The 20,792-nt window shown below is 72.2% G+C and carries 15 protein-coding genes and 1 pseudogene; 8 read left to right on the forward strand and 8 right to left on the reverse strand.

The annotated features are described in order from the left end of the window. The first annotated feature begins 271 nt into the window (after positions 1-271). A complete protein-coding gene (locus tag IF83_RS0120410; RefSeq protein ID WP_037680651.1) occupies positions 272-778 on the forward strand; it encodes a GNAT family N-acetyltransferase in 507 nt (168 codons plus the stop codon). A gap of 170 nt (positions 779-948) precedes the next feature. Here IF83_RS0120410 and IF83_RS0120415 read toward each other — a convergent pair whose 3' ends face one another. Next, a complete protein-coding gene (locus IF83_RS0120415; protein WP_078843654.1) occupies positions 949-3,561 on the reverse strand; it encodes a cation-translocating P-type ATPase in 2,613 nt (870 codons plus the stop codon). A 139-nt stretch (positions 3,562-3,700) separates the two neighbouring features. Beyond that, on the reverse strand, positions 3,701-4,027 hold the full coding sequence (locus tag IF83_RS0120420) for a DUF2530 domain-containing protein (RefSeq protein WP_051723014.1): 327 nt from the start codon (positions 4,025-4,027) through the stop codon (positions 3,701-3,703). A gap of 377 nt (positions 4,028-4,404) precedes the next feature. Here IF83_RS0120420 and IF83_RS0120425 point away from each other — a divergent pair, with 377 nt between their 5' ends. From IF83_RS0120425 to IF83_RS0120435, 3 genes are all read left to right on the forward strand, one after another. After that, the gene (locus IF83_RS0120425; protein ID WP_030546200.1) at positions 4,405-5,865 is read left to right on the forward strand and encodes an NCS2 family permease; all 1,461 of its coding nucleotides are present in this window, start codon (positions 4,405-4,407) and stop codon (positions 5,863-5,865) included. A 257-nt stretch (positions 5,866-6,122) separates the two neighbouring features. Further along, positions 6,123-6,560, forward strand: coding sequence for a MarR family winged helix-turn-helix transcriptional regulator (locus IF83_RS0120430; protein ID WP_030546202.1), 438 nt, complete (start codon positions 6,123-6,125; stop codon positions 6,558-6,560). Positions 6,561-6,781: 221 nt separating this feature from the next. Further along, positions 6,782-8,167, forward strand: coding sequence for an MFS transporter (locus IF83_RS0120435; protein WP_030546204.1), 1,386 nt, complete (start codon positions 6,782-6,784; stop codon positions 8,165-8,167). 90 nt (positions 8,168-8,257) lie between these two features. Here the strand turns inward: IF83_RS0120435 and IF83_RS33290 are convergent, their stop codons facing one another. Next, positions 8,258-8,806 (reverse strand): GNAT family N-acetyltransferase, encoded by a 549-nt coding sequence (locus IF83_RS33290; RefSeq protein ID WP_244177138.1) that lies wholly within the window; start codon positions 8,804-8,806, stop codon positions 8,258-8,260. A gap of 438 nt (positions 8,807-9,244) precedes the next feature. On the opposite strand from IF83_RS33290, the pseudogene thpR reads away from it, so the two are divergent. Then, a pseudogene (thpR, locus tag IF83_RS30475) lies at positions 9,245-9,922 on the forward strand (RNA 2',3'-cyclic phosphodiesterase); the annotation flags it as partial. 288 nt (positions 9,923-10,210) lie between these two features. Here the strand turns inward: thpR and IF83_RS0120455 are convergent. The 3 genes from IF83_RS0120455 to IF83_RS0120465 form a co-directional block, all read right to left on the reverse strand. Beyond that, a complete protein-coding gene (locus IF83_RS0120455; protein WP_030546210.1) occupies positions 10,211-11,206 on the reverse strand; it encodes an aldo/keto reductase in 996 nt (331 codons plus the stop codon). Positions 11,207-11,297: 91 nt separating this feature from the next. Next, positions 11,298-11,993, reverse strand: a complete 696-nt coding sequence (locus IF83_RS0120460) for an SGNH/GDSL hydrolase family protein (RefSeq protein ID WP_030546212.1) — start codon at positions 11,991-11,993, stop codon at positions 11,298-11,300. Positions 11,994-12,178: 185 nt separating this feature from the next. After that, the gene (locus IF83_RS0120465) at positions 12,179-14,458 is read right to left on the reverse strand and encodes a hypothetical protein (protein ID WP_158711075.1); all 2,280 of its coding nucleotides are present in this window, start codon (positions 14,456-14,458) and stop codon (positions 12,179-12,181) included. Between the two features lie 300 nt (positions 14,459-14,758). Here IF83_RS0120465 and IF83_RS0120470 point away from each other — a divergent pair, with 300 nt between their 5' ends. Further along, the gene (locus tag IF83_RS0120470) at positions 14,759-15,865 is read left to right on the forward strand and encodes a hypothetical protein (protein WP_078843656.1); all 1,107 of its coding nucleotides are present in this window, start codon (positions 14,759-14,761) and stop codon (positions 15,863-15,865) included. Between the two features lie 296 nt (positions 15,866-16,161). Here IF83_RS0120470 and IF83_RS0120475 read toward each other — a convergent pair whose 3' ends face one another. After that, entirely contained in the window at positions 16,162-16,998 is an 837-nt protein-coding gene (locus IF83_RS0120475) for a TetR/AcrR family transcriptional regulator (RefSeq protein WP_078843657.1), read from the reverse strand. Positions 16,999-17,249: 251 nt separating this feature from the next. On the opposite strand from IF83_RS0120475, the gene IF83_RS0120480 reads away from it, so the two are divergent. Both IF83_RS0120480 and IF83_RS0120485 read left to right on the forward strand, forming a co-directional pair. After that, the gene (locus IF83_RS0120480; protein WP_078843658.1) at positions 17,250-18,293 is read left to right on the forward strand and encodes an ATP-binding cassette domain-containing protein; all 1,044 of its coding nucleotides are present in this window, start codon (positions 17,250-17,252) and stop codon (positions 18,291-18,293) included. A 134-nt stretch (positions 18,294-18,427) separates the two neighbouring features. Next, a complete protein-coding gene (locus IF83_RS0120485) occupies positions 18,428-19,399 on the forward strand; it encodes an ABC transporter permease (RefSeq protein ID WP_167343610.1) in 972 nt (323 codons plus the stop codon). 178 nt (positions 19,400-19,577) lie between these two features. Here IF83_RS0120485 and serC read toward each other — a convergent pair whose 3' ends face one another. Beyond that, positions 19,578-20,696, reverse strand: coding sequence for a phosphoserine transaminase (gene serC / locus IF83_RS0120490; protein WP_030546222.1), 1,119 nt, complete (start codon positions 20,694-20,696; stop codon positions 19,578-19,580). Positions 20,697-20,792 lie beyond the last annotated feature (96 nt).

Consider the following 20,792-nt stretch of genomic DNA (forward strand, 5'->3'; position numbering starts at 1 on the left):
GCACGGGCGCGCGGCGGAGTCCGGACGGCGCGCGGAGCTCGGGCCCTCCGAGCAGCGGGGTGACCGGCGCGACCGGGGTGACCGGGGTGACCGGGCTCGGCGGAGGACCAGCGGCGGTACGCCAGTCCGCGCCCGGGACCGGCGTCCGAGCCGTGCGCGATGCTCATGCCCGAGCCGTGCCCGCCGCCCGAGCCGTGCCCGGTGTCCAGTCCGCGCCGGACGCCGGTACGGGGTGGACGGCCACCCGGGCGGCGCCGGTACGGTGCGCGGCATGACTGCGTCTCCCCTCCGCCTGGAGAAGGTCACAGCCGACAACGTTCTGGCCGCGTGCCGCCTGGCGGTCCGCCCGGACCAGGAGCGTTTCGTCGCCCCGGTCGCCCGCTCACTGGCCGAGGCCTACGCACAACCGGACATCGCCTGGCCCCGGCTGGTCTGTGACGGGGACCGGCTGGTGGGGTTCGTGATGGCCTTCTTCGACGTCCGCCTCCACCCGGAGGACCCCGGCGACCGGCCCCGCTCGGGACTGTGGCGGCTGGCTGTCGACGCCGCCGAACAGGGGCGCGGATACGGCCGTTTCGCGGTGGAGTCCGTGTGCGAGGAGATCCGCAGGCGCGGCGGGAGCCGGGTGACGGTCACCTGGACACCCGGCGAGGGCAGCCCCGAGGCGTTCTACCGGAAGCTCGGCTTCCGGCGGACGGGTGAGACGAGCGGCCACCAGATCGTCGGCGAACTGGACCTGGCCCGGCCTGGCCCGGCCTGGCCCGGCCTGACCAACTGACCTGGCCCGGCCTGACCCGACCCGGCTTCACCGACCTGCCGCCTCCGGATCTGCCCCGGCCCGACCGGACGGGGCCGAGCTGAACCGCCCGCCCAGCCCCGCCCAGCCCCGCCCCGCCGCCCCGCCGGCTCACCGCGCCCACCGTCCACCGCCCACCGGGGCGCAAGCGCTCAGGCCGGGAAGCGCCGGCCGACCCAGCGCCAGCTCAGCTCCATCAGCACCGCCGCCCCCGCCGCGATGCCCACCGCCGTCCACGGCATGACCGTCCCCACCAGCCGCAGCGCGAAGAAGTCCTGCAGCAGCGGCGTGACGATGACGACCAGGAAGGCGGACGCCATGGTGGCGACCAGCCCGATCCGCCACCACGTGTAGGGGCGGGCCACGATCGCCAGCACCGACATCGCGATCAGGAACAGCGTCAGCGTCGCCGCGCTCGTCTCGGCGGCCAGCGCCTCCGGCCCCGTGTAGTGGTGCCGGGCCAGCAGATACGAGGTGAAGGTCGCGGTGCCCGCGATCAGGCCCGCCGGGACGGCGTACCGCATCACCCGGCGCACGAAGTGCGGCTGCGCCCGCTCCCGGTTGGGAGCGAGGGCCAGGAAGAAGGCCGGGATGCCGATGGTGAGCGACGAGATCAGCGTCAGATGCCGCGGCAGGAACGGATACGGCACCTGGGAGGAGACCACCAGGATCGCCAGCAGCACCGAGTAGACCGTCTTCGTCAGGAAGAGCGTCGCGACCCGCGTGATGTTGCCGATCACCCGCCGCCCCTCGGCGACGACCGACGGCAGGGTGGCGAAGCTGTTGTTGAGCAGGACGATCTGGGCGACGGCCCGGGTGGCCTCCGAGCCGGAGCCCATGGAGACGCCGATGTCGGCGTCCTTCAACGCCAGGACGTCGTTCACGCCGTCACCCGTCATCGCAACGGTGTGGCCGCGGGACTGCAGCGCGCCCACCATGTCCCGCTTCTGCTGCGGCGTGACCCGGCCGAAGACCGCGCCGCCCTCCAGCACCTCCGCCATCTCCTCCCGGTCCTCCGGCAGCCGGCGGGCGTCGACGGGGCTCTCCGCGCCGGGGAGGCCCAGCTTGCCCGCGACCGCGCCGACCGACACGGCGTTGTCGCCGGAGATCACCTTGGCGGCGACGTCCTGCTCGGCGAAGTAGGCCAGGGTGTCCCCGGCGTCGGGGCGCAGCCGCTGTTCGAGGACGACGAGGGCGACGGGACGCGCGTCGCGGCCCGCCGCCGGGTCGAGCAGCGGCTGCCCGGTGCGGGCGAGCAGCAGCACGCGCAGCCCCTGCGCGTTGAGTTCGTCCACCGAGGCGAGCGCCGGATCGCCGGCGGGCAGCAGCACGTCCGGCGCGCCCAGCAGCCAGGTGGCGGTGGCCCCGTCGGCGTCCGTGAGCGACGCGCCGCAGTACTTGCGCGCGGAGGAGAACGGCAGCGTCTCGGTGTGCCGCCAGCCGTCCGGGGCGGGGCAGTGCCGGACGACGGCCCGCAGGCTGGCGTTGGGCCGCGGGTCGCAGGCGCCGAGCGTGCCGAGGACGTGCCGCACCCGCTCCTCGCCGCTGCCGTCGAGGACGCGGATGCCGGTGACGTCCATGCCGCCCTCGGTGAGGGTGCCGGTCTTGTCCAGGCAGACGACGTCCACCCGGGCCAGCCCCTCGATCGCCGGCAGCTCCTGCACCAGGCACTGCTTGCGGCCCAGCCGGATCACGCCGATCGCGAAGGCCACCGAGGTCAGCAGCACCAGGCCCTCGGGAACCATCGGCACGATGCCGCCGACCATGCGGCGGACCGCCTCCCGCCAGTCGTGGTCCTGCACGAAGAGCTGGCTGACGACGAGCCCGATCGCCGCCGGGACCAGCATGTACGTGATGTATTTGAGGATCTGGCTGATGCCGCTCCGCAGTTCGGAGTGGACGAGGGTGAACCGCGAGGCCTCCTCGGCCAGTTGGGCCGCGTACGCCTCCCGGCCGACCTTGGTGGCGGTGAAGGCGCCGGTGCCGGCGACGACGAAGCTGCCCGACATCACCTGGTCGCCGGGGCGCTTGAGGACGGGGTCGGCCTCGCCGGTGAGCAGCGACTCGTCGATCTCCAGCCCCTCCGCCTCGGCCACCTCGCCGTCGACGGGGCACTTGTCGCCGGGACCGAGCTCGACGAGATCGCCGAGGACGATGTCGCCCGTCCGCACCTCGGCGGAGTGGCCGTCGCGCCGGACGACCGGCCGGGCCTCGCTGATCACGGCCAGGTTGTCCAGGGTCTTCTTGGCGCGCAGCTCCTGGATGATGCCGATGGCGGTGTTGGCGATGATGACGAAGCCGAACAGGCCGTCCTGGATCGGGCCGACGATCAGGATGATCAGGAAGAGCACGCCGATGATCGCGTTGAAGCGGGTGAAGACGTTGGCCCGGACGATGTCGGCCGTCGAACGCGAGGACCGTACGGGAACGTCGTTGACCTCGCCCGCCGCGATCCGCGCCGCCACCTCGGCGCCGGTCAGCCCGGGAAGCCGGGCGGGGGCGGCGGTGGTGGTGGCGGCGGTGGCTGCCGTGGTTCCGGCCGCGGGTGCGGACGCGGGCTGGGGCGCGGCCACCGGCGCGGGCGCGGGCACCGTACCGGTCACGGTCGTGGTCCGGGCCGCGGTGACAGCCTCGGTGGCGGCCCCGTTGGGAGCCCCGGTGGCGGCCCCGGCCCCGGGGGCGGTTCCGCCGGCCGGAACCGGCGCGGCGGGGGCGGCGTTCCCCGGCTCCGGCTCTCCGATGTCGGTGGGGGAGCGATGCGTCATGCGGAAGACGGTACGGGGACGAACGGCTCCCGCGCCGCCGGGGCGGCGGAATCGGGGGAGATCCCGGGGCGCGGGCGGGCTCCGGGGGTTTCCGTCCCCTTTACGGTGGTTCGGCGAGGCGGGGCCCGTAGGGGCCGGGTCAGCCGGTGCCCGGCTCCGCGTCCGGGCCGGTCCGGCCGGGGCCGCCGGTGCCGCCGGGCCGGTCCGCGGTGGCGGGGTTCTCCTCCGCCGCGCGCCGGATGGCGGCCTCGCGGCGGCGTACGTAACGGATGCCGATGAGCCCGAGCCCGGCCCCGGCGAGGCAGGTCCACAGCCACCACAGCAGCCCCCGGCTCTCGAACCAGCCGTAGAAGGGGAGCTGGACCAGGAACATCACGAACCACAGGAGGGTGCCGCCGGTCACGACGGCGACGACGTTCCCCTCCAGCGGCTCCGGTGCCTCCCGGGTGGGAGTCCACTTGCCCATCGTTCCCCGTTCCTGTTCCTGACGGCTGCGGCTTCCTGCTCTGCGCCGGCTGCGGCGACGGTCAGTCTAAGCGGCTGCCCGCGGCCGCCCCGTGACGGATACCGCAGGGCGTTCTACGCGCGAAGATTGGCTATCCGAAGCTTATGTATTCATACTGAATCGGTCCGGAGTTGACTTGTTTCTTTCGTAGCTTCGTCCAACCCGGCCGGGCGGTTGAGGAGGGGGCCGGTGGGTCCGCCCCGCGGTCCGCCCGTCCACGCTTGTCGACGCCGGTACGTCCCGTCCCGCCCTGATACGCCCGTCCCGCTCCGCCAACGGTCCTGTCCGGCCGGCCGACCACGCCGCCGCGGACCCCGTCCTCCCCCTGAGGTCCTGTCATGCCATCCCCGGCCACCACCCCGGTCGACGAAAAGCCGCCCTCGCGACCCGTGAGCGGATTCGACCGCTTCTTCAAGCTCTCCGAGCGCGGGACCGGTGTCTCCCGCGAGATCCGGGGCGGCCTGGCGACCTTCTTCGCCATGGCCTACATCGTCGTACTGAACCCGATCATCCTCGGCTCCGGTACGGACAAGTTCGGTCATCAGCTGGACGCGGGGCAGCTCGTCACCGCCACCGCGCTGATCGCCGGTCTGACCACGATCCTGATGGGCCTCATCGGCAACGTCCCGATCGCCCTCGCCGCCGGCCTGGGCATCAACGCGGTCGTCTCCCTCCAGCTCGCACCCGTGATGAGCTGGCCGGACGCGATGGGCATGGTGGTCCTCGCGGGCCTCGTGCTGATGGTGCTCGTCGCCTCCGGTCTGCGGCAGCGGGTCCTGGACGCGATCCCGAGCGGTCTGCGCCGGTCGATCGCGATCGGCATCGGCCTCTTCATCACCCTCATCGGCCTGGTCGACGCCGGGTTCGTCACCCGCAACCCGGACGAGGCCCACACCACCGTGCCGCTCGGCCTCGGCGTCGGGGGCCGGCTGGAGGGCTGGCCGGTGCTGGTCTTCGTGCTCGGCCTGGCGCTGACGTTCATCCTGGTGATCCGCCGCACCAAGGGCGCGATCCTGCTGAGCATCGCCGCGATGACGGTGCTCGCCCTGATCATCAACGCGGTCGCCGACATACCGAAGGGCGCCTGGGGCCTGACCACGCCCGAGCTGCCCGACTCCATCGTGAGCACCCCGGACTTCGGCCTGATCGGCCAGGTGAGTCTGTTCGGCGGCTTCTCCGAGGTGGGCATCCTCACCGGCTCGCTCTTCGTCTTCACCGTGCTGCTGTCCGGCTTCTTCGACGCGATGGGCACCATCATCGGCGTCTCCGAGGAGGCGAAGCTCACCAGTGAGGACGGTCAGGTCCCGGGCATGGGCCGGATCCTGATGGTGGACGGCGCCGCCGTCGCGGCGGGCGGCTTCGGCTCCGCCTCGGCCAACACCTGCTTCGTGGAGTCCACCGCGGGTGTCGGCGAGGGGGCGCGCACGGGGCTCGCCAACATCGTGACCGGCGGCCTGTTCCTGCTCGCCCTGGTCTTCACCCCGCTCGCGCTGATCGTGCCGTCCCAGGCGGCCACCCCGGCGCTGGTCGTGGTCGGCTTCCTCATCATGATGGCCAACATCCGCGGGATCGAATGGGACGACCCGACCATCGCGGCCCCGGCCTTCCTGACGATGATCGCGATGCCGTTCACCTACAGCATCACCAACGGCATCGGCCTCGGCGTGCTGGCGTTCATCGTGCTGCGGGCGGCCACCGGCAAGCTCCGCACCGTGCCGTGGCTGCTCAACGTCGTCGGTCTCTGCTTCCTCGTCTACTTCCTGCTCAGCCCCATCGAGCAGGCCCTCGGCATCGGCTGACACCCCGGCCGACCGGGCCGGACCGCCCTCCGCCGGCCGGCGCCATCCACCGCCGGCCGGCCCGGCATCCGGCCTCACACAGCGCCCGGAACCACGAGTTCCGGGCGCTGCGGCGTTCCCGGGGCGACGGGCGGGGCGGCGGCCGGACGCGGGCCCCGGCGCGGCGCTGAGCAGGGACGTCACCCGGACGGCGGTACATCTGTTGGCTTCCTCACCCCGGCCGTATTTAGCTAGAGTAATGAGTTACGCTAACAAACATGTCGGATCTGTCCCTCGGCGACGACGCGGTCGCCGTGAACTCCCTGCGCTCCGCCGTGATGCGCCTCTCGCGCAGACTCAAGCACCAGCGGGTCGATGAGTCGCTCAGCCCCACGGAGATGTCCGTTCTCGGCACCCTCGCCCGCTGCGGCAGCGCCACCCCCGGCGAGCTGGCCCGCAAGGAGCATGTGCAGCCGCCGTCGATGACCCGCATCGTGGCCCTGCTCGAAGCCAAGGGACTCGTCCGGCTGGAGCCCCACCGGGACGACCGCCGCCAGAAGGTGGTCACCCGGACCGAACGGGCCGAGTCGATGCTGGAGGAGAGCCGCCGCAAGCGCAACGTCTGGCTGGCGGAGCTCTGCGAGGGCCTGACCGACGAGGAATGGGCCACCCTCCGCGCGGCCGCGCCCGTCCTGGAGAAGCTCGCCGAGAGCTAGGACGGACGGGTTCTCGCGGGCCTCGGTCTCGTCGCGGGCGACCGTCGGGGGCCGCCGGGTCCGGCGCGGACGGAGGCCGCCGCAGAGCGCCGCAGAACGCGGCGGAACGCGGCAGAACGCGGCAGGACGCGGCAGGACACCGAAGGCCGAGAACGCCGAGGGGCACCGAGAACGCCGAGAAGCGCTGAGGACGCCGAAGAACGCCGAGGAGGCGACGCAGTTTGAGTACGGGACCCGGAGCACACTCCGCACCCGTTCCCGACCCCGACCCCACCCGCACCCCCGACCCCGCCGGGGCCGCCGACAACCCCGACCCCGACCGCCGAGGCATGTTCAGCTCGCTGCGCATCCGCAACTACCGGCTCTTCGCCGGCGGCCAGATGGTGTCCAACACCGGCACCTGGATGCAGCGCATCGCCCAGGACTGGCTGGTCCTCACCTTGACCGGCTCCTCCGCGGCCGTCGGTATCACCACCGCCCTGCAGTTCCTGCCCATGCTGCTGTTCGGCCTCTACGGCGGCGTGATCGCCGACCGGCTCCCCAAGCGGCGGCTGCTGCTGGTGACCCAGAGCGCCATGGGCCTCACCGGCCTGGCCCTCGCCGTCCTGACCCTCACCGGGCACGTCCAGGTGTGGCACGTCTACCTCATGGCCCTGCTGCTGGGGCTGGCCACCGTCGTCGACAACCCGGCCCGGCAGGCCTTCGTCGCCGAGATGGTCGGACCGCGCGACCTCCGCAACGCCGTCAGCCTCAACTCGGCCAACTTCCAGTCCGCCCGGCTCGTCGGCCCCGCCGTCGCCGGTGTGCTGATCAGCGCCGTCGGCAGCGGCTGGGCCTTCCTGGCCAACGGACTGTCGTTCCTCGCGCCCATGGCCGCGCTGCTGCTGATGCGCCGGGAGGAGCTGCACGAGGTCGCGCCCACCCCGCGCGGCAAGGGCCAGCTCCGGGACGGGCTGCGCCATGTCGCCGGGCGTCCCGAACTGCTCTGGCCGATCGTCCTCGTCGGCTTCGTCGGCACCTTCGGCTTCAACTTCGCGATCTGGCTGACCGCCTTCGTCGACGACGTCTTCCACGGCGACGCGGGCACCTACGGCCTGCTCAACACCCTGATGGCCGCCGGATCGCTGGCCGGCGCCCTGCTCGCTGCCCGCCGCGGCACCTCGCGGCTGCGGCTGCTGGTCGGCGCCGGACTGCTGTTCGGCCTGCTGGAGATCACCGCCGCCGCGGCGCCCGTCTTCTGGATGTTCGCGCTGCTGCTGGTGCCGATCGGCATGTTCGGCATGACGATCAACGTCACCGCCAACTCCACCGTGCAGCTGGCGGCCGACCCGGCCATGCGCGGCCGGGTGATGAGCCTGTACATGATGGTCTTCATGGGCGGTACGCCCCTCGGGGCCCCGCTGGTCGGCTGGATCACCGACGCCCACGGGGCGCGGACGGGCTTCCTCGCGGGCGGCGTGATCTCCGCCGGAGCGGCGCTCGCCGTCGGGCTGATGCTGGCCCGGATCGGCGGGCTCCGGCTCAAGGTCGACCTGCGCCGGGGACGGCCCCGGGTGGCCTTCGTCGAACGCGCCCCGCGGAAGAAGCAACTGGCCGCGATGATGTGAGCCCGGGGCGGCCGCTGCCCGGCGCGGGCCGGGGGGCGGCCAGAGGTGGCCGGACGGTGGATGCCGCGGGGAGTGGACCCTCGGGCCGGTTCACACCCGCTGGGCCAGGAGTTGCCCCGGCCAGTCGCCGACCGCGAACCGTTCGACCGGGTGGAAGCCGTGCCGGGTGTAGTACTCGATCAGCGCGCCGTCCCCGCCCGCGTAGCAGTCGACGCGCAACAGGCCCCGGCCCTGCCGCCGGGTCTCCTCGACCGCGTGCCGCAGCAGCGCGCCTCCGATGTCCCGGCCCGCGAAGCGGCGGTCGGTGACCAGCAGGCGGATGAACACCTCCGGCTCCCCGGCCGGCGGTACGCCGGGCGAGCCGTGCGGCGCGAGGACGATCACCCCCACGGGCCTGCCGCCGAGCTCGGCCATCCACGGCGCCCCCGAGCGGACGATCTCCGTGACCCGCTCCACCGCCTCCGGCCGGGCCGACCACGGCTCCGTACCCCACTGGCCGGTGCGGCCGCGGGCCACCAGCCACTCCACCGCACCGTCGAGCAGGGCGACGACCGCCGGAACGTCCCCGGGGCCGCCCTCCCTGATCCGCACGCTCTCCCCACCCGCGGAGACCTCGGAGAGCCGCGGGGGCCTGCTCACGGCCGGCGCCGCTTCCGGTACCGCCGACGGCTCCGGCGCCGACGGCTCCGGCGCGGCCGGGGCCCTCGGCGGCTCGGCCCTCTCCGGGCCCTTCCCGGGTTCCGTGGTGTCCGAAGTCCGTGAGGTATCGGGGGACTTCGGGGTGTGCTCCGTCGGCTGGTTCTTCATCCGGACGAGGTTAGTACGACGACCGAAACGATCGCGGGTCAGGACAGAGGCGCCTGGACGGGGCCTGCGCGGGTCGGGACGGAGCCGCCTGAACGACCGGACCTACCGAGGGCAGGCCCGGTCGATGAGGTCGAAGAGGAGGCGGTGTTCGCCGCCGTGGGCGGCATGACGACGCCCACACGCCCGTGCTCCCCAAGGCCTCCGGCCCGGCTCCTTCCCCGGTTTCCCCGGTTTCCCCGGTTCCGAGGTTCCCCGGGCGACACTGATCCCATGAGACTCTTCGCCGCCGTGGTCCCGCCGATGCCGGTGGCCGGTGAACTTGCCGAGGTCGTGTCCGGGCTCCGGGAACTGCCGGGAGCCGACCGCCTGCGCTGGACCCGGCGGCACGGCTGGCACTTCACGCTCGCCTTCTACGGCGAGGTGGCCGAGGAACCGCTTCCCGACCTGCACCGGCGCCTCGCCCGCGCCGCGCACCGGCACAGCGCGTACGAACTGAGCCTGGCCGGTGGCGGCCGCTTCGGGCACCGGGCACTGTGGGCCGGGGCCACCGGGGACGTCCGGGCGATGGCACGGCTTGCCGCCACGGCCGTTGCCGCAGGCCGCCGGGCGGGCATCCCGATGAAGGACGAGCGTCCGGGCTTCACCCCGCACCTGACGCTGGCCCGCAACAACACCCGTGCCCGACGCGGCGGCCGCGGCGGACAGGGCGGACCCGGCGGACCTGGGGTTCACGGGGACCAGGGCGAACACAGCGGCCATGGTCATGGCCACGGCCGTCACGGCGACCGGGACGTGGACCTGCGTCCGTACGTCGAGGCGCTGGCGGGCTTCGCCGGCACCCCCTGGACCGTTTCCGAACTGGCGCTGATCCGCAGCCATCCGCCCGCCCCCGGCATGCCGGGCGCTCAGCCGCACTACGAGACGGTGGCCCTCTGGCCGCTGGGCCGTCCGGAGTCCGGGCCGCCACCGGAGCCCGGGCCGGCACCGGAGTCCGGACCGCGCCCCGGCCCGGCCGCCCACCCTGAATCCCGGGCGCGCCGTGACCGGGGCTAACCTCGTGAAATGGACCCGAGGACCCGAACCCTGATCGTCAGCGGCACGCTGGTGCTGATGCTTGTCGTCGTCGCCGTGGCGGCCGCCCTCCGCTGAGCGGGCACGGCCGCCACCGGCCGGGCCGGGGCCGGCCACCCCGTCACCGGCCGAACGAGCCCAACCGGTCCCGCCCAACCGCCCCCGTCACCAGGCGAACGCCTCCGGCGACGGGCCCGGCCCCGGGAAGATCTCGTCCAGCGCGGTGAGCACCTCGTCGGAGAGCGTCAGTTCGGCGGCCCGCACCCCCGAGGCCAGCTGGTCCGCCGTGCGCGGGCCGACGATCGGGCCGGTCACGCCGGGACGGGTCAGCAGCCAGGCCAGCGCGACCTCGCCCGGCTCCAGGCCGTGCTGGTCGAGCAGGTCCTCGTACCGCTGGATCTGTTCGCGCTGCCGCGGGTCCTTCAGCGCGTCGGCGGCCCGGCCGGAGGCGGCGCGGCGGTTGCCGCCCTCCTGCTCCTTGCGGATCGCGCCGCCGAGCAGCCCGCCGTGCAGCGGCGACCAGGCGATGACCCCGAGGCCGTACTCCTGGGCGGCCGGGACGACCTCCATCTCCGCGCGGCGCTCGCAGAGGTTGTACAGGCACTGCTCGCTGACGAGCCCGGGGCGGCCGCGGCGCGCGGCGGTCTCGTTGGCCTGGGCGATGTTCCAGCCCGCGAAGTTGCTCGACCCGACGTAGAGGATCTTGCCCTGCTGGACGAGGACGTCCATCGCCTGCCAGATCTCGTCCCAGGGGGTGTCCCGGTCGATGTGGTGGAACTGGTAGAGGTCGATGTGGTCGGTGCCGAGCCGCTTGAGGCTGGCGTCCACGGCCCGGCGGATGTTGAGGGCCGAGAGCTTGTCGTGGTTCGGCCACGCGGGGCCGTCGAGGCCCATGTTGCCGTAGACCTTCGTGGCGAGGACCACCTTGTCGCGGCGGTCACCGCCCTTGGCGAACCAGCTGCCGAGGATCTCCTCGGTGCGGCCCTTGTTCTCGCCCCATCCGTAGACGTTGGCGGTGTCGAAGAAGTTGATGCCCGCGTCGAGCGCGGCGTCCATGATCGCGTGGCTCTCGGCCTCGTCGGTGGTGGGGCCGAAGTTCATCGTGCCGAGAACCAGGCGGCTGACCTTGAGTCCGGTGCGTCCGAGCTGCGTGTACTTCATGGTCACCAGCCAACGCCTTGGAGTGCGCTCGAAGCAAGGGCGGCACTCGGCTGCCGCGGCCCGGGTTCCCGGCGCCCGGGCGGGCCCGGGCTCAGCGGGCGGCGAGCCGCGCCTCGTACGGGGCGCCGAGCCCCCACTCCTCGTACAGCGCGTCCGCGAAGGCCGCCGCCATGCGGTGCTCGCCGCGGGCGCTGGGGTGGGTGCCGTCGTAGGTGTCCCGGTGCAGGTCCCAGTCGGCGGGCGGCTCGGCGAGGACGATCGGGGAGCCGGGGCTGTCGAGCTCGGCCACCGCCTCGGCGAGGAGAACGTTGAAGCGCCGCACCTCGGCACCGAACGCCGGGTCGTCCGCCGTCCGCACGTTGGGCAGCACGGGCATGATCAGCATCCGTACGGCCGGATTGGCCGCCCGCGCCTCCGCGATGAAGCGCCGCACGTTGCCGGCCGTCTGCTCGGGGTTGGTGTAGAAGCCGAGATCGATCAGGCCGAGGGAGACCAGCAGCACATCGGCCCGGTGCGCGGCGACCGCCTCCCGGATCAGCGGCGCCATCTGCAGCCAGCCTTCGCCCCAGCCGGCGAGGTGTGCGCGGGCCCGCTCGGGGAAGTCCGGGTCGGCGTAGTCCTGCGAGACCGGCTCCCCGGCCTGCTGGTCGTAGAGCGCGGTGCGCGGCCCGACGATGCGGTACGGGCCGCCGAAACTCCGGTTGAGGTGCTGCCACATGCGGTGGCGCCAGGTGTGCTCTCCCGTGCTGCCGATGGTCATCGAGTCCCCGACGAACATCAGGTACATACGGGCTCTCCCCAGGTCAGGGCCAGGAGGCGGGATGCGGGACGCGGCGGTCCAGGCTATCCGACGGGGGGACCGGGCCGACCACCGTCCCGGCGGGGACCGCGGGCAGGGGCAGCCTTCCCGGAGGTACCTCCCGGCTCCCCCGTGGGACGCTCCGGCCCGGTAGCCCCGCGCATCCGGCCGGCTCAGGCGCCGGCCGGGCCCTCGCCGCGGTCCACTGCCGGATCGCCCCATTCAACCTTCATCTTGTCGTAGCGAGCTTTCAAAGTGCCCGGTTTCATCCGCAGGAACTCGGCCACCGATGTCCAGGAGATGTCACTCGCGATGGTGTCGTACACCTGCCGGCGGAGGTTTGCGGAGAACTCGAGGGCCATGTACGTCTTGTCAGTCGTGTGCTGCTGCCACTCGGTGTGGAAGCCCTCAGGCATGGCGTTTTCCAGCTTTTCCTTCTCCTTCGGGTGACGATTGATGTTCTCCGCCTGTGTGCGCTTCTTGGTTTTGAGCTGATTGGTCAGGGCTGCGGGAGACATCTTGAGATATTGGGCGATCTGGTTGTTGAGGATTGCCTCCTTCAGCAGCTTGCCGACCTCTTCGCGCAAAGCCTCGGGGAATCCGGTCTTGTACTGGCCCCTGCCCTTGCTCTCGGACGGCCGTTCCACCCACTCCGCGTGGAACTCCGGTGTCATCGCCGCGAGCAGCCGGGGCTCCACCTGCTTCCGGAACATGGCCTCCGCCAGTTCCTTCTGCGCCTCACGGTTGACCGGCGGGGCGGTGCGGGACTTGGGGGTGCCCGTGAGGGAGAGCTTGGTGGTGGCCTGCTCCAGGTCCGAGAGCAGCGAGGCGGTGCCCTCGTCATCGCTCGACGAGGCGGTGTCGAGCGTGGGCACCACGGGCGCGTTGGTCGGATAGTTCCGCTTGTCCTCGTTCTCCTCCAGTGTCAGTCGCTCCTGCAGGCCGCCCTCGTTGCCCTTCTCGGCCTCGAGGCCGGGGCGGAAACCGGAGATGCTGGAGGCGTACATCGGGCGTCCGTCGGTCATGTTGTGGGCGAACCAGTTCTTCTCGCCGTCCTCGGCCGTCTTCTGGGTGGCCTCCGGGAAGTTCTGGGAGATGGTCCCGAGTGCGTTCTGGAAGAAGTGGCCGCCGTTCGGGTTGTAGCGGACATCGACCTTCAGCTCGGTGCGGAAGTAGTCGAGCAGGGCGAGGCATGCCTTGCAGGGCCGCTTCAGGCCGCGGACGAGCACAGGGTCGTGCGGGGTTTCCCCGGTCACCCCGGCGTTCTGGATGAAGAGCATCAGCTTCTGCTCGGCGTGCAGCACCTCGTCGTTGGCGCCGTTGTGCAGGAGGAAGGCGTATTTCTCGAAATCCGCGTCGGACTTGGTGAGCAGCCCTGACAAGTACTCGCGGTACTCCGGGTCCTTGGCCCGCTCGTTGGAGATGTCGACCTTCCGGACCCACTGCACGTTCCTCAGCGCCCGCGTGGTGGCGTTGTCCCTCTTGTACAGGTCGGCTTCCGGGGGCAGTTCGGGGAGAGGCTGTACGCGCGGAGCCGGGATCAGGCCCTCGGCCAGCTTCCGCCGGGCCCGGCGATTCCGCCTGCTCTGTTCATCGGGTCCGATACTCGAGCCCAGGCGTGGAGCGGCCGGGTCCCTGTCCGTCTTCCGGCGCTTGCCGCCCTTCTGCCCGCCTCCCGGCGCCCGGCGCTTGCCGCTCGTGGCCGACGTCTCCGGCTGCTCGTCGTCCGCCTCGTTGCCGTCCTCCTCGTCGAAGTCCTGGAGGAGGGTGTGCCGCAGTGCCTGGCCCGGTGCGTCCTCGGTGTCGGAGGGCTCCTCCGCCAAGCTCAGAAGATGACGGTGGAGGGTGTGGACCGTCGTGTTCAGGTTCGAGGCGAATGCCAGGCGCCCGTTGAAGAGCATGGCCTCGATCTCGTCCTCCGTCCTCTTGGTCTTCTCCTTCTCCCCCTCTGCCGTGTCCTCCGCCGCCGCAGCCTGCTGCTTGCTTCTCTGCTTGTCCTGCTCTTCCAGCCAGGCGGCGGCCCGGTGGACCCTGCGCACGGCGTGGCGCAGACTCTGCTCATCGGGCTGGTGCTTGTAGGAGCGCGGATGGCGGACCATCACCTCCGGCTCGACACGCCCCCACTGCTTCATGGTCTGCCGGCACGTGCATGCCTTCACGTACTCGCCGATCTTCTTCGCCCGGCGCTCCCACTCGGTCTCCGAACTCCGTGAGACCGGCTCGGCCTTGGCCTTGCCCTTCGTTCCGGCGGGAGCCCGCTGCACGGAGACGGAGAAGGCGGCCGGGGCCGGGCCGTGCTCACCGCGGGCGCGCTGGATCGCCCGGGACACGGCCGCGTTGCCCGCCGCCCGCTGCAGCGCCATGAGCGGGGCCGGAGCAGGGCTCGGGCTCCGGCTCGGGGGTGCGGCCGTCTGCCCCCGCTCCGGCAGGCGGTCCTGATTACGGGCGTGCATGGCGCCCCCTTTCGTTCAGCAGGGCAACGGGGCAACGGCTCGTCGGCCCATCGGGGCGCTTCAGGACTACGCGGAAGTGCCGCGCGCCCGCGAGAGCCGGGCGGGCAGCATCGAGGGCAGACCTGACAGTCCTCTTCGGCGCGGTCCGTCGCAAGGTGTCTTGCGCAGCCGTGGCCGGATCCCGGCGCCGGTCCGCCGGCCGCCCCGTCACCTCGGGGGCGTGGCCGGCCACCGTCGCGGAACCGGCCATTGGCCGGGGATGCGGCGCCGAGTGCTCGCCCGGGATGGCAGGCTTTGGGCATGCTTTCGCTCCCCTGCGGCCTCGGTGCCGCTGCTCTGGCGGCCGCGTCCGCGGCGGCACTGGCCGTGCCCGCCCCCGGGCCCGCGCCCTCGGCCGTCGTGGCCGCCGCGTCTCCCGCCCGTGCGGCCTTCCCGGCCTCGGCGTCCGCGGAGGGCGGTGACTCGTTCCGTATCGAGGACGAGCGGATCAAGGAGTCCAGCGGCCTGGCCGCGAGCCGCGCCCACCCGGGGGTCTACTGGACGCACAACGACAGCGAGGACGGCCCGTACGTCTACGCGGTCGACAGCTCGACCGGCCGCACGGTGGCGACCGTCACGCTCGGCGGGATCGAGCCGCGTGACATCGAGGGCATCTCCATCGGCCCGGGCGGCATGGTCCACGTCGGCGACATCGGCGACAACATGGGCGGCACCTGGCCCGAGGTGTGGGTCTACCGCTTCAAGGAGCCGGAGAAACTGCGCGACACCACCGTCACACCGACCCGCTTCACCGTCCGCTACGACGGCGGCCCCCGGGACGCCGAGTCGCTGATGGTGCATCCGAGGACGGGCCGGATGTACATCGTCAGCAAGCACAAGGAGGGCGGCGGGCTGTACGAGGGCCCGGCCGAGGCGTCCGCGTCCGGCGTCAACACCTTCCGGCGGATCGCGGACATCGACGAGTGGGCCACCGACGCCGCCTTCTCGCCGGACGGGACCCGGCTGGTGGTGCGCGGCTACTTCGGTGGCGGCGCGTACCGCTGGCAGGACGGCAAGCCCGCCAAGCTCTCCATGACCCCGGGTGTACCGGTGCAGCGGCAGGGGGAGTCGGTGACGTTCACGCCGGATGGGCGGGCACTGATGTTCGGCTCGGAAGGGCTGCGGAGCACCGTGACCAGGGTGGAGCTGAGGGGTGAACTGCTGCCCGAATCAGTGACGGAAGCGGACGCGGGTGCCGGGAAGGGCAGCGGCAAGGCGACCGCGGGCGGTGACGGTGACGGTGACGGGAAGGATGCCGGCGGGGAGTCCGGGCCCGGGACGGACCTCAATCTGGTCATCGGCGGATTCGCCCTGGCGGCTGTGGCCGTCCTGCTGATGGGCGTACGGAAGATGTTCCGCCGCGGCTGACGGGGAGCCCGCGGCCGGACGCCCGGCGCCCCGGCGCCCTGCGGCAACGGGTGAGCGCTGAGCGCCAACAGGCAGCCGCCAACCGCCAAGCGGCACCCGGATGGTGAACCGGCACACGGCGCGGCCGGGCCGGGGCCGGGCCGGGGCCGGCGGTTGTACGGCGCCGGCCGGGGCCCGTCACGACCGGTGGCCCCCGCCGGTCCCACCGAGCGGGGACGCGGTCTTCCCCGCCTTCCGCCGACGGGCGTTGCCGCCGTGCGTGCCGCCGCCACCGCTCTCGTTACCGGTCCGGTCGGTCACTCCGCGCGGTCGTGGCCGTCGCCCTCGCCGCTGCCGTTCCCGTTCCCGTCTCCCGGTCCGTACTGCTCCTGCCCCCGCTCCCGCCGTCGGCGTTCGATGAACGCCGCCATGCCGTCGAGGAGTTGCCGCAGTCCGGTCTCGAACATCTCTTCCCAGGGGGTGGCGAACGCCTCCATGCTGAGCGCGGCCAGCTTCGGGTAGGCGCCGGTCGCCATGACCCGTTCCAGGATGGGCGCCTGTGCTCTCCAGAACTCTTCGTCACTCATACCGGTGCGCTGTTCGGCCAGTTCGGCGTTGACCCGGCTGCGCGCGGTGCCCGTGACGTAGCCGTCCATGACGACGAGCAGATTCATCCGCTCCGCGTCGGCCAGCGGCAGCCCGTCGAGGCCCTCCAGGGCGTACTCCAGACCGGCGAGCGCCCCGGGGCCGAGCAGGGGGCGCGCCTGGTCGACATGGACCAGCCAGGGGTGGCGGCCGTAGAGATCCCAGACCCCGCGGGCGACCTGTTCCAGGGTGCCGCGCCAGCCGAGCCGGGCCGGGTCCTCCGCCTTCTCGCGGTCGAAGCCGTTGACCTTGTCGAGCATCAGGTCCAGCAGTTCGGCCTTGCCGGGGACATAGCGGTAGAGGGACATGGCGCCGACGCCCAGTTCGCCCGCGATCCGCCGCATGGAGACCGCGCTCAGTCCTTCCGCGTCCGCGACGGTGACGGCGGCCGTGACGATCCGGTCGAGGGACAGCCCGGGCTTCGGCCCGCGGGTCCGGCGTTCGTGTTCTCCCCAGAGCAGCTCGAGGCTGCGGCTGAGGTCTCCGCCACCGCTGTGTTCGGTCGTCATCGCACCGTCATCGTAGCCGCCGTGCGGTACGCCGGTCCGCAGTCACCGCTTGCGCTGTACGCGCTACTGGGTACGGTGTACTCTTTTCTGCATACACCGTACTCAATTCTGTTCGGGCGGGTCCGCCCAAGGGGGAATCACCTGTGAAGACGTCCGTGAATCCGGAAGGAAGTCCATCCACCAGCTCGTCCACGAGTCCGTCAACGAGCGCCGCCGCAGGCCCCGCCGCGGGCTCGGCTGCGAACCCGCCCGTGCATCAGGCGCCGCACGCCGTCCTCGCCGAGGGACTGCAGAAGCGCTACGGCGAGAAGCGCGCACTGGACGGATTCGACCTCACGGTCGCGCGCGGCACCGTCCACGGCCTCCTCGGGCCGAACGGCGCCGGCAAGACCACCGTCGTCCGGATCCTCTCCACCCTCGTGCGCCTCGACGGGGGACGGGCCGAGGTCGCCGGGGTCGATGTGGCGAGCCGGCCGCGCGAGGTGCGCCGCCGGATCGGACTGACCGGCCAGTACGCGGCGGTGGACGAGATCACCACCGCCCGCCAGAACCTGGTGATGTTCGGCCGCCTCTTCCACCTCGGCAAGAAGCGGGCGGAACGCCGGGCCGCCGAACTGCTGGAGCAGTTCGCCCTGACCGAGGCCGCCGACAAGGGCGTCAAGGAGTTCAGCGGTGGTATGCGCCGCCGGCTCGACCTCGCGACGAGCATGATCCTCGCCCCGCAGGTGCTGTTCCTCGACGAGCCCACCACCGGTCTCGACCCGCGCGGCCGCAACGAGGTGTGGGAAGCGGTGCGTTCCCTCGTCGCGGGTGGCACCACGGTGCTGCTCACCACCCAGTACCTGGACGAGGCCGACAAGCTCGCCGACCGCATCGCCGTCATCGAACGGGGGCGGACCATCGCCGACGACACCCCCGCCGCCCTCAAACAGCAGATCGGCGGCGACCGGATCGAGGTGGTCGTCCAGGAGGCCGCGGACCTCCCGGCCGCGGTCCGCATCGTCGCCAGGGTCACGGGCGCCGAGCCGGACAGCGACCCCGAAGTCCGCCGTGCCGCGGCACCGGTGACCGACCGGGTGGCCGCCCTCACCGAGGTCGTCCGCACCCTCCGGGACGAGAAGATCCCGGTCGAGGACATCGGTCTCCGGCGGCCGACCCTGGACGAGGTCTTCCTGCGCATCACGGGACGGCGGGCGGAGGACGGCACGGGCGTCGGTACGGACGTCGGCACCGTTACGGGCACCGGGGGAGCCGGACAGGCCGAGCGGACCCGGGAAGCAGGCCGAGCCGCATGAACCCGCACACGAGGGCGAGCAGCACGGGCAACACCGACACCCGTGCGGACACAGGCACCAGTGCGGGCACAGGCACGGGTGCGGACAGGGGCGCCGACACGGGCGCCGACGCGGACACAGGGGGAAACAGGGCCATGGCCACGAGCGCCGGCACATCCACGAGCACGGATGCCACGACCACGGGTGCCACGACCACGGGCACCAGGACGGCTGAAACCGCGGGCCCCGCAGCGGCGGCGTCCGGGCCCGCGCCCACCTCCGCGCCCGGGTCCGCAGCGGCCTCCGCGCCGACCCCCGCGCCGGACCTCGCGGTCCCCGAGCGCAGGATCTACTGGGCGATCGCCGACTGCCTCGTCATCGTCCGCAACGAACTGACCCATCTGGTGCGCCAGCCCGCCAACATCGCCTGGCAGCTGGGCTTCCCGATCGTCTCCGTCCTGCTCTTCGTCTACGTCTTCGGCAGCGCCATGGACGTCGGCGCGGACGACTACAAGGACTACGCGCTCCCCGGCATGTTCGCGATGACCATGGCCTTCGGCTTCATGAACACCGCGATGATGGTCGCCATCAACAAGGAGAAGGGCGTCATGGACCGCTTCCGGTCCATGCCCATGGCCCCCTCGGCCGTGGTGAGCGGGCGCGGAGTCTCCGACGTCATCAGCGCCTGCCTGGACCTGGTGGTGCTGGCGCTCATCGCTCTCGCCGTCGGCTGGCGCTCCGACGGCAGCCTTCCGGCCACCCTCGCCGCCTTCGGACTGCTGATCCTGCTGCGCTTCGCGCTGATCTGGATGGGGGTGTTCCTCGGACTGCTCGTGCCCAACCAGGAGGCGGCGGGCAATCTCTTCGCGCTGGCCTTCCCCTTCGGGATGATCTCCAGCGTGTTCACCCCGCCGTCGATGATGCCGGGCTGGCTGGGCGCCGTCGCGATGTGGAACCCGGTCTCGTCCACGGCCAACGCCATCCGGGAGCTGTTCGGCAATCCCGTGCCCACGGGCGGCAGTTGGATCGAGCAGCACGCCCTGCTCATGGCCGTGGTCTGGCCGCTGATCGTCACGGCCGTCTTCCTGCCCCTGGCGGTACGCCGCTACCAGCGGCTCAGCCGCTGAGCCGACCGCCCGGCCCAGCCGCTGAGCCCACCCGCTGAACGGAGCGGGCCCCGGCCGTCGCGCGTGGTGTCACGCACGAACGGCCGGAGCCCGCTCTCACCGGTCGCCGCGATCACGGCCGACCGGACTGGTTCCGAACCGGGTACTGAACCGGTTCCGTTCCGTTTGTTCTCTTCCGTCAGAGCCGCTCGATGACGTAGTCCACGCACCGCGTCAGCGCCTCGACGTCCGCCGGCTCGACGGCCGGGAACATCGCCACCCGCAGCTGGTTGCGGCCCAGCTTGCGGTACGGCTCGGTGTCCACGATGCCGTTGGCGCGCAGCACCTTGGCGACCGCCGCCGCGTCGATGCCCTCGTTGAAGTCGATCGTGCCGACGACCTGCGAGCGCTTGGCCGGGTCCGTGACGAACGGGGTGGCGTACTCCGCCTTCTCCGCCCAGCCGTACAGCCGGGAGGAGGAGTCGGCGGTGCGCCGCACGGCCCAGTCCAGACCGCCCTGGCCGTTGATCCATTCGAGCTGGTCGGCGAGGAGGAAGAGGGTGGTGAGCGCCGGGGTGTTGTACGTCTGGTTCTTCAGCGAGTTGTCGATCGCCGTCGGCAGCGAGAAGAACTCCGGGACGTGCCGGCCGGAGGCGTGCACCCGGGCCGCGCGCTCCAGGGCGGCCGGGGAGAACGCGGCGATCCACAGGCCGCCGTCCGCCGCGAAGCACTTCTGCGGGGCGAAGTAGTAGACGTCCGTCTCGGTGATGTCGACCGGCAGGCCGCCCGCGCCGGACGTCGCGTCCACCAGCACCAGCGAGCCCTCGTCGGCGCCCTGCACCCGCTTGATGGGCGTGGCGACACCGGTGGAGGTCTCGTTGTGCGTGAAGCCGTAGACGTCGACACCGGCCTCGGCGGCCGGCTCCGGGTGGGAGCCGGGGTCGGCGGTGATGACGGTGGGCTCCTCCAGCCAGGGCGCGAGCTTCGCGGCCTTGGCGAACTTCGAGGAGAACTCACCGAAGGAGAGATGCTGGGACTTGCGCTCGATGAGGCCGTGGGTCGCGATGTCCCAGAAGGCGGTGGTGCCGCCGTTGCCGAGAACGACCTCGTACCCCTCGGGCAGCGAGAACAGCGTGCGGACGCCGTCGCGCACCCTGCCGACCAGGTTCTTCACCGGGGGCTGGCGATGGGAGGTGCCGAGCAGGGAGCTGCCGGTCGCGGCCAGCGCGCTGAGCGCCTCCGTGCGCACCTTGGAGGGGCCCGAGCCGAATCGACCGTCGGCGGGCTTGATGTCAGCGGGGATCTGGATATCAGCCACGGCCGCAGCCTAATCCTTGGATGTGCAGGCGGGGGTCATTCGTCCACCGGATGAGACGGTGATTACGTCCGGACCGGGGGCTTCGCGGAGGAGGCC

Source organism: Streptomyces albus subsp. albus, from assembly GCF_000719865.1.
GTDB lineage: Bacteria > Actinomycetota > Actinomycetes > Streptomycetales > Streptomycetaceae > Streptomyces > Streptomyces albus_E.

Bases quoted from the DNA above. Each gene is read 5' to 3' on its own strand.
- IF83_RS0120475 (WP_078843657.1), bottom strand. From the start codon at position 16,998: ATGACGACCGAACACAGCGGTGGCGGAGACCTCAGCCGCAGCCTCGAG.
- IF83_RS0120410 (WP_037680651.1), top strand. From the start codon at position 272: ATGACTGCGTCTCCCCTCCGCCTGGAGAAGGTCACAGCCGACAACGTT.
- IF83_RS0120470 (WP_078843656.1), top strand. From the start codon at position 14,759: ATGCTTTCGCTCCCCTGCGGCCTCGGTGCCGCTGCTCTGGCGGCCGCG.
- IF83_RS0120485 (WP_167343610.1), top strand. From the start codon at position 18,428: ATGGCCACGAGCGCCGGCACATCCACGAGCACGGATGCCACGACCACG.
- IF83_RS0120465 (WP_158711075.1), bottom strand. From the start codon at position 14,458: ATGCACGCCCGTAATCAGGACCGCCTGCCGGAGCGGGGGCAGACGGCC.
- IF83_RS0120425 (WP_030546200.1), top strand. From the start codon at position 4,405: ATGCCATCCCCGGCCACCACCCCGGTCGACGAAAAGCCGCCCTCGCGA.
- IF83_RS0120415 (WP_078843654.1), bottom strand. From the start codon at position 3,561: ATGACGCATCGCTCCCCCACCGACATCGGAGAGCCGGAGCCGGGGAAC.
- IF83_RS0120455 (WP_030546210.1), bottom strand. From the start codon at position 11,206: ATGAAGTACACGCAGCTCGGACGCACCGGACTCAAGGTCAGCCGCCTG.
- IF83_RS0120460 (WP_030546212.1), bottom strand. From the start codon at position 11,993: ATGTACCTGATGTTCGTCGGGGACTCGATGACCATCGGCAGCACGGGA.
- IF83_RS0120430 (WP_030546202.1), top strand. From the start codon at position 6,123: ATGTCGGATCTGTCCCTCGGCGACGACGCGGTCGCCGTGAACTCCCTG.
- IF83_RS0120420 (WP_051723014.1), bottom strand. From the start codon at position 4,027: ATGGGCAAGTGGACTCCCACCCGGGAGGCACCGGAGCCGCTGGAGGGG.